The following is a 238-nucleotide window of genomic DNA, read 5'->3' on the forward strand; positions in this document are numbered from 1 at the left end:
TTCGAAGCGCGCGATGTCGATATCGCCCGACGCCAGCGTGCGGCGGGTGCGGCGTTCGTCCACCAGCCGGTCGCGCAGCAGCGAATAGAGCGCGCCGACCTTCACCTCGCCCCGCCGAGTGGTGTAATTCTCGTCCTCGTACACCGGAAAGCCGCCGCGGCGGACGCGATAGCCGCCATAGACATAGCCGCCGTTGCCCGTCAGCGGGCGGGTCGCGCGGGCGCTGGCAACGGTGCCG

General features: G+C 70.6%; 1 protein-coding gene. It reads right to left on the reverse strand.

The window, feature by feature from the left end:
• The coding region (locus tag CVH10_RS24265; RefSeq protein WP_219925110.1) for a hypothetical protein at positions 1 to 238 on the reverse strand (238 nt) is incomplete at both ends.

The sequence above is a fragment of the Halomonas sp. ND22Bw genome (assembly GCF_003011945.1).
In the GTDB taxonomy this organism is placed as follows: Bacteria; Pseudomonadota; Gammaproteobacteria; order Pseudomonadales; family Halomonadaceae; genus Halomonas; species Halomonas halophila.